Origin of the sequence: Paenibacillus sp. AR247 (genome assembly GCF_002968895.1) — a bacterium.
Lineage (GTDB): Bacteria > Bacillota > Bacilli > Paenibacillales > Paenibacillaceae > Paenibacillus_AQ > Paenibacillus_AQ favisporus.
Genome location: NZ_PCZT01000023.1, coordinates 136,194 through 144,167, shown reverse-complemented (window position 1 = coordinate 144,167; position 7,974 = coordinate 136,194). Strand labels below are relative to the sequence as shown.

Here is a 7,974-nt window from a genome sequence, read left to right as displayed (position 1 = left end):
GGAGGTGTTACGATTGGAGGACAATCTAANTTTAAAGCCCCTCGCCGACCCCNCACGCCGCACCCTTCTGGACCTGCTGCAGGCGCATGACGGCGGACGCTGAACGACTTGTGCGCCCCGCTCGACATGTCCCGGTTCGGCGTGATGAAGCATTTGAACCTGCTGGAGGAAGCCGGACTCATTACGACCAGGAAGGTCGGCCGGGAGAAGCTGCACTACCTTAACGCCGTGCCCATCCGCCAGATATACGAACGATGGGTCAGCAAATACGCCGAACCTTGGGCGGCAGGATTAACATCACTTCAATTCGAATTGGAGCGTGAAACGCAAATGGAAACCAAACCGAAGCATGTCAACCGGATCGCCATTAAATCGAGTCCCGAACAGGTGTGGCAGGCGATTACCGACCCGGCCAAAACGTCAAAGTTTTGGTTCAATTGTGCCATTCAATCCTCCTGGGAAATCGGCTCTTCCTTTGAACTGCTGGGCCCGGAGGGGGAAAAGAAGGTCAAGGGGGTCATCCTTGAACTGGATCGCCCGCATAAGCTGGCCGTGAGCTGGCAGTTTGTGAATCTGCCCGGCACGGAGAACGACGCGCCTTCCCGCGTCACGTGGGAGATCGCACAGCATGAAGAATTACCCGGCGTCACGCTCGTTACGGCCGTCCATGACGATTTCGAACAGGCGCTCCCTACCGCGGGCGTGCTGGAGAACGGCCTGCCGCTCGTCCTTTCGGGAATGAAAACGTTCCTGGAAACGGGGTCTACGCTGGCGGATATGTAAGGAGCTTCAGCAAGCAGCGAAGCGGCGTACAGGTATCATGAAAGCAGATTCCGCCTCGTATTGCCGGAATTAAACATGAAGCATTTTCAAGGCCCAGTCGCGACTGTCTGCGAGTGGGTTTTTCGTGCCATCGGATCGACAAGCATGTTAACCCAAGCCCATAGCCGGCAAACTTCTCCATACTTCTCTAACTTTTGTGCTTCCAAGGCGTTGTTATAAATAGATGTCAACGAGCGTCCTTTATAGGCTGTGTGAACTCCACCCTGCTTATTTAGCAGATAACCGATAGCGAAGGAGAAGGGAGATGAAATGCTATGATGAGTGGTGCTAGTATGATAGGTATGGGCGGCGTGGTAGCGGTCCTGGTAATGTGGGGAGTTTTTGCGGCCATTTTCTTTTTGCTGGTCCGTCTGGCTGTGGACAAATCCAATATGCGTACCGAGCTGCGGCATTTGCGCCGGGAGGTTCGAGAGCTGAAATCCTTGGTTCAGAACCAGCGGAACGATTCTATCAACCCTGTTGAGAATTTCACCTATAACCATCCCGAAGATGATTAAGTTATTTAAATATTAAAATCTTCCAGGTCACCAAAAATACAATAGCCCGTAAAAAAAGGATGCCGGTTGTAGCTGGCATCCTTTTATTTATCAAACCACGGTTCTCCGATCGGCCTGCCCGCATTCTGCAGCAGCCACTCGTCCATCTGTTCGATATTCATCGGTTTGCCGTAAAAATATCCCTGCATCACGTTGCATCCGGATGCGCGGAGAAAATCGATCTGCTCCCTCGTTTCCACACCCTCAGCCACCAGCTCCAGATGAAGCTTGAGCGCCATATCGATGATGGCGCCCACGATCGCCCGTTTGGAGGGTGAATCGCTTTCCCGGACAAACAGCTGATCGATCTTGATCGTGTCGATCGGAATTTGATCCAGGGATCCGAGCGAGGAATACCCCGATCCGAAATCGTCCATCGATATCCGCACCCCAATCTCACGCAGCTCATTCAGCTGCCGGATCATATCGGGCACATCGTACAGCATCGTCGATTCGGTGATCTCCAGCTCCAGGTACCGGGCCGGAAGACCGGTCGTCCGAAGCGCATGTTCCACCATGTACAGAAGATGCTGGCTTTCAAACAAACGTACAGACACATTGACCGACACGATCATCGAAGGCATGCCCTTGTCGAGCCACACCTTGTTTTGGCGGCAGGCCTCTTCCAGGATCCACCGGGTCATCGGGATGATCAGTCCGGTTTCTTCGGCGATCGGGATAAATTCGTCCGGCGAGACGACGCCGAATTTGGGGTGCGGCCAGCGCATCAGCGCCTCGAGTCCGACGGGAGTATCCGTCTGGGCATCCCACTTCGGCTGATACACGACATAGAACTCCTGGCGTTCCGACGCTCCGCGCATATCCTTTTCCAGCTCCAGCCGGCGCAGCAGCCTTTTATCCATGTCGTCATCAAATACGCAGTACCGGTTCTTGCCGGCATTTTTGGCATTGTACATCGCCGTATCCGACGTTTTCAGCAGCGACGCCCGGTCCGTTCCATGCTTGGGCGCCAGACTAATGCCAATGCTGGCCGTAATGTACAGCTCATTGCCTTGCAGGACAAACGGTCGGGTGACGACCTCCAAAATGCCGGACGCAAGCTCCTCTGCCAAGGCCTGGCCGCAGTTTTCCGCAACCACGAGAAATTCATCACCACCTAGCCGAAACACCTTCTGGCCATCCTGCAGATACCCGCTTAGACGTCTTCCCACCTCCTGAACCAGCATGTCACCGATGTCATGGCCCAGCGTATCGTTAATCGTTTTAAAGCGATCCAGGTCGATAAACAAAACGGCGGTTTCCTTCGAGGTATCGACTCCCTCGCCAAGCAGCCGGTTCAGGTCATGCCGGTTAGGCAGCCCGGTTAACGGGTCGCTGTAGGCCATTTTCTCCAACACGTGACGGTCGAAAAACATCGCTCCCCACGAAACCATCAGGATAAAAAACGTCGTGAGCGTCACACCGGCCAGCAGCAAAAGGTTCATTTCCCCGGCATCGGTCGAAACAATCGCATTCGGGTTCCCGCACCAGAAATCGGCGGCCTTCATACCGGTAAAATGCATGCCGCAAATGGCCAGCCCCATGACCAGAGCCGAAGCCCACTTCCACCAGCTGACCTCGGTATGATCGCGAAAGCGGAGGAACAGCAGCAGCGCAACGTAAGAAGCCGCCAGTGCAATGGCTGCCGAGAGCAGCCAATAAGACCGGTCATAGGTAATCTCGGCCGGAAGACGCATCGCGGCCATCCCGGTATAGTGCATCGCCACGATGCCGCTGCCCATGCAGAACCCGCTCAAGGCGAACCTGCGCCAGTTCACGCCTTTGGACAAAAGCATTTGGAAGGCGATAAATGAGGCCACAATGCTGCACAGCATCGATAACAGCGTTATCGGAATATCGTAATTCACAGGCACGTTCAAATGAAAGGCAAGCATACCGACGAAATGCATGGACCATACCCCGCTGCCCATGACGCAGGAGCCGGCTACCAGCCACCATTTCTGCGTCCTGCCCCGCGACCTTGATATTTTTGAAGCCAGGTTGAGGGCCGAATAGGACGCAAATACGGCGATGATGAAAGAGAGCATAACGATCCATAAATTATATGATTCATGTAACAGGACGATGGGGCTCACTCCTTGTTGTCTGCACAATAAAGCTCATACAGCAAGTATAAAGGACCGCCCTTCCCAAACGAAAGAAGTATTTTAGCAGCATTCGCCAATTTTCATCAGCTTTTGCACGTGTCTGCAGCCTATCGACATGTTTGCATGACCACGGCAGCCTGCTGTCACTCCCCAGCCGGATAGGTTTCTTGCAAATGCTTTACCGACTGCCGGATCAGAGCCTTCAGCACGTCTGCATCGATATCCGCAACCTTGTTGATATAGACGCAGCCTTTGCCGGAGGTATGCTTGCCCAAATCCTTCAGGAGGGCTTCACGCTGTTCTTCACCAGGGGCGAAGTAGAGGCTGATCTTGGCTTTGCGGGGTGAGAAGCCGACGAGCGGCGCATCCCCTTCGTGACCTGACGCATACTTGTAATGGTACGAACCGAAGCCGATGATGCTCGCCCCCCACATTTTCGCAGGATACCCCGTCGTCTCTGTAAAAATGTCCAGCAGCCAATACGCATCCTGCTTCTTGCCGGGATGCTCCACCTGTTCGATGAAGTCGAGCACACTGTTATCGGTTTCTTTCGTTTTCAGCTCATACATGGTCACCACTCCTTTTTGCAGGAAAATAAAATGGCCTGCCCGTTTACCCGGGCAGACCAACGGAATCGGTTTATTTTACCGAATAAACCCCTTCCTTGTAGGTCAAGGTGTATACCAAACCTTCATCCGTAAGCTTTGCCGTTTGAATCCGCTCTGCTCCGTTCACATCGGTCTTGGCCAAATAACCGGTCGCACCGTCTACATAATAAATCTGGTTATCCACCATCCAGAACGGACCGGCGGCAGAAGTAAGCTTCACCTGCGTCTGGTCAGACGGGTTGACTTTGTACACCGAGCCCTCATCCTTTGGATCGCTGTCTTTGTAACCGAGCACGTACACAAAGCCCCCTTTGACGTAAATGGCGTCATTAGCGCTATAGCTGGTCCCGCCCCCGTCATGCTTCCGGTTGATGGCATAGACGAAATCGTCCTGGCCGATCGCCTTATTCTCCCCAGTCTTGAGATTAACCCGGCTTAAGTTATCGACGGTTTTGCCCATAATGTTAAAATCGGCAAGATAAAGGAAATCGCCCGATTTGACAGGGCCGATCAAGCTTTTGGCACCTGTTACCTCTTTCAGGGCACCATTGAGGACTCGGTATAATGTCTCCGATCCCATCGTAAGATCGCCGCTATGAAGGTTCACGTACAGCTCATTGTCAATCATCGAGACATTCTGCAGCCAGCCGTCCGACGGCTTCCAATCCGTGAGCGAGCTCACCTTCCGGACTTTATTGTTGGTCAGGTCCAAAGCATACAGAACCCCTTGGTTGCTCACCGTCGATACGAAATACAGATCGTGCCCGATGACCTTAGCACTGCTCAACACGGTTCCCCAGGAATGTCAACGAGGATTTCCTTTTTGCCATCAGTCTTACGGTATAGACGCTCCAATATGCCGCTGCTTTGATAGATCGGTTTCGTGTAGTAGATCGTGTCTCCAAATTTGGTGATCGGCGTCAGCCTTTTCTCATCCACTACCGGCTTCCGGGTATCCTTCAGTTGGGTCAGGATACGGTTTTTAACAGCCAGCGTTTCGGAACTCTTCTCGTCAACGACTTCGTCTCCCATCACGATCAGACCGTCCAGCCACTGGATATTTTTGCCCAGCGCCTCCGCGGCGCTTCTTAGGGGCAGAACGACCCGGCCACCGATTTTCTGCGGCGCCACGTCCATCTTTTTGGACTCGTTATTCACCAGCATCGTCGTGCTGTTCACTTTGAACTTGATCGTTTTTTTCAGCCCATAGTTCACAAAAGTAACGTCATCCGGTTTTTTCGCTTCCCAAATGGTTTGCCACTCCCCCTGGGAGCGGAACTGCGAAGCCAGCGTTCCCATCAGGCGGATCGGCACCAGGACCCTTCCGCTGCGCTGGACGATGTCATAATCACCGTAAAGGTCGGTCTTCTCCCCATTAATAAAGGCTTTTCCGTGATAATCATAAGGAATGATGACCATCTGGTCGAAGGTCTGGCTCAAAGGCTTGGGAGCCGCCTTCTCCGCGGCAAAAGCCGGTACCGCCCCGCATACCAAAGCCGCAGACAGCAGTAAACTCGTTAACTTGATTTTTGTCGACATCGAAACTTCTCCTTACCCTCAGAAATTTTATCTCATCTCAGACGAACCTAGCTCAATCGATCTGCCAGGGACCGCCTAGATTATAGACGTCCGGAGAAAGGAATATGTTTCTAGTCCTGTGCTAAACTCCAAAATTATGCGCCTTCGATGACCTGCTTCACCAACCGTTTGGGTGCCGCCAGCAGATACGCCTCCTTGATCAGCACGGCCAGCTCGTCCCAGTTCGGGACGGATGATTTATCCACGGAAACCCAGCCGTGGTGTCCGATATAAGGCGTTTTAACGTAGCTTTCCTGCTGCAGCGGCAGGAACTGCTCTTCCTTGGTCGATTTGAACGAAAGGCTAGGAACGCTCTCGTTTTCCCCCATCATGACAAACGTTTTGCCTCTGACTTTCATGACGTTGTGGCCAAAGCCGTCAACAATCTCCTCCACCTCCGGCAGCGGACGGCAGATGCCCCTCACCCGCTCCAGCATGTCCAAGCCCTGCTTCGACTTCATCCCAGGCCGCCTCCTTATCTTCTCCGATACAAGTCCATCGTTTTATAGCCCGCCGCCAGAGCTGTTTTCATATCCTCGCGCCGCTTCTCCCGGGTCTCCTCTTGTACCGCGCTGTAAATGTACCGGGCCCAATCCCGGCGGTATCCCGGTGTGAGGGACTGGTAGAAAGCAAGCACCTCCGGGGCATCCTGCAGATCCTTCTCCACCTCCGGAATCAAGGCTTCATAATCGCCAACGGATTGGCTCGGTTTGGAGGACGGCTGCTTTTTGCTTGGCTTCTCCGCTTTGAGGCCGACGACTGTAAACACGTCGTTCAATCCGACCATACGCGCAAATTTGATGCTGCAATGGGGGCACTTCGTTACCCGTGCATATCACTGCATATTCGCGGTACTTCGTGCCGGTCATTAGATCGAGGATGTGCCTGTGTCCGCATTATCCGAGCTGCCGGAGCCCGACGTTCCGGACTGTCCAGTACTGCTTGTTCCGCTGCCGGACGTGCTGCCGCTGGAGTTACCGGATGTGCTGCCACTGGTACCGGAAGCGCCGCTTTGACCGCTCGCGCCCGATCCGCTACCGTTCGCTCCTCCTCTGCCTCCCGGACCCCTGCCTCCGCCGAAGCCGCCTCCAAATCCACCGCCGCCAGTGGTTACGCCGGACTCGTTCACATACGTGACCGTGTCACCGAGCTTGAAGCTGACGACCTTCGTGCCGCCGGTCAGCTTGCCGCCCGTGTACAAGCCGTCCTTCAACGTGCCTGTCGAGGTGCCGCCCGTGTAGAAGGCGTAGGTCTCTCCGGACTTCAGATCCGGCGTCGAAATGACGATGGTCTGGATGTCTTTAGCCGGTGCAAAGCTCAGGACCGGTGTGCCGGCGCTGTCGGACAGCGTCACCAGCGTGCCCGCCTTCACCGTGCTCGGGAACGTCATGAGCACCGAGCGCTGCGACGACGATTCGGATGGCGCTTGGGCCATGCCGGCGCTGCCTGCAGCAACCAGCAGACCGCCAGTCTGCTCGAACGTACCGTCATAATCAAGGGCGCCGTTGCCGCCCGATGTCGGACCATTGACGATCACGGTGCCGCCGGTCATTGTGACGGAGCCGTTGGCATCCAGACCGTCGCCTTGCGCATTCACCGTCAGGTAGCCGCCGCTGATCGTCAGCTGTGCGGTGCCGGCACTTCCACCAGGGCCGCCAGGCATCCCTTGGCCATCCGGACGCTGCTGGGCGCTGTTTTGGTCAGCCGATCCGCTTTGCGCCGCCTGGCTGCCCGCATTCGCCTGTGCATCGGACTGCGCCGAGCCCGTGCCGGACGACGAGCTGCTGCCCGTTTGCGCAGACGTTCCGGACTGCGCCTGATCGCCCGTCTGTCCTTGGCTGCCGGCCGCTTGATCCGGCGCCTGTCCCGGCATGCCTGCCGGCGGTTGTCCGCCGAACATGCCGCCCGGCCCTTCCGAGCTGCCGCTGCCATCGGAAGCATTCACGCCGTCATCGCTCGCGACGACGTTCACTTCGCCGCCGGCGATGCTGATATCCGCGGCCTCAATACCTTCGTAGCTGTTCTTGATGTTCACTTTACCGCCGGAAATGACGATCGATACGTCGCCGTGAATGCCGTCATCGCCGGTCGCGAGATCCAGCTGGCCACCGGAAACAAGGATGCTGCCATTGCTGTGCACCGTATCGTCCGCCGAGTCGATCGTGAACGTGCCACCCGAAACGGCGATGCCTGCCTCTGCCTTGAGTCCTTTCGAGCTCGTAGACTCGTTTTCCTCATCCTCCGTCTGCGCCGCATCCGCGTCTGTTCCACTGCTGCTGTTTGTACTCGCAGCGGTGTCAT

9 protein-coding genes are annotated in these 7,974 nt (G+C 55.4%); 2 read left to right on the top strand and 7 right to left on the bottom strand.

Annotated elements, in window-relative coordinates; genetic code table 11:
- The first annotated feature begins 108 nt into the window (after nt 1-108).
- Together CPT76_RS29670 and CPT76_RS29665 are read left to right on the top strand one after the other, a co-directional pair.
- Nucleotides 109-783: an ArsR/SmtB family transcription factor gene (locus CPT76_RS29670; RefSeq protein ID WP_308737689.1), complete on the top strand. Its 675-nt coding sequence runs from the start codon at nt 109-111 to the stop codon at nt 781-783.
- Between the two features lie 317 nt (nt 784-1,100).
- The gene (locus tag CPT76_RS29665) at nt 1,101-1,340 is read left to right on the top strand and encodes a hypothetical protein (RefSeq protein WP_145162455.1); all 240 of its coding nucleotides are present in this window, start codon (nt 1,101-1,103) and stop codon (nt 1,338-1,340) included.
- A gap of 83 nt (nt 1,341-1,423) precedes the next feature.
- Here CPT76_RS29665 and CPT76_RS29660 read toward each other — a convergent pair whose 3' ends face one another.
- The 7 genes from CPT76_RS29660 to CPT76_RS29630 all read right to left on the bottom strand — a co-directional run.
- Nucleotides 1,424-3,475, bottom strand: coding sequence for a bifunctional diguanylate cyclase/phosphodiesterase (locus tag CPT76_RS29660; protein WP_374954744.1), 2,052 nt, complete (start codon nt 3,473-3,475; stop codon nt 1,424-1,426).
- A 155-nt stretch (nt 3,476-3,630) separates the two neighbouring features.
- Entirely contained in the window at nt 3,631-4,056 is a 426-nt protein-coding gene (locus tag CPT76_RS29655; protein ID WP_105445427.1) for a DUF1801 domain-containing protein, read from the bottom strand.
- Between the two features lie 70 nt (nt 4,057-4,126).
- The gene (locus tag CPT76_RS29650) at nt 4,127-4,882 is read right to left on the bottom strand and encodes a hypothetical protein (protein ID WP_105445426.1); all 756 of its coding nucleotides are present in this window, start codon (nt 4,880-4,882) and stop codon (nt 4,127-4,129) included.
- Entirely contained in the window at nt 4,879-5,634 is a 756-nt protein-coding gene (locus CPT76_RS29645; protein ID WP_105445425.1) for a copper amine oxidase N-terminal domain-containing protein, read from the bottom strand. Before CPT76_RS29645 ends, CPT76_RS29650 begins: the two co-directional genes overlap by 4 nt.
- Before the next feature lie 134 nt (nt 5,635-5,768).
- Nucleotides 5,769-6,134, bottom strand: a complete 366-nt coding sequence (locus CPT76_RS29640) for an MmcQ/YjbR family DNA-binding protein (RefSeq protein WP_105445424.1) — start codon at nt 6,132-6,134, stop codon at nt 5,769-5,771.
- 14 nt (nt 6,135-6,148) lie between these two features.
- Nucleotides 6,149-6,442 (bottom strand): YdeI/OmpD-associated family protein, encoded by a 294-nt coding sequence (locus tag CPT76_RS29635; RefSeq protein ID WP_258168939.1) that lies wholly within the window; start codon nt 6,440-6,442, stop codon nt 6,149-6,151.
- 99 nt (nt 6,443-6,541) lie between these two features.
- Nucleotides 6,542-7,974 (bottom strand): carbohydrate-binding domain-containing protein (locus CPT76_RS29630; RefSeq protein ID WP_181153116.1); only part of this gene is annotated, 1,433 nt, incomplete at its 5' end.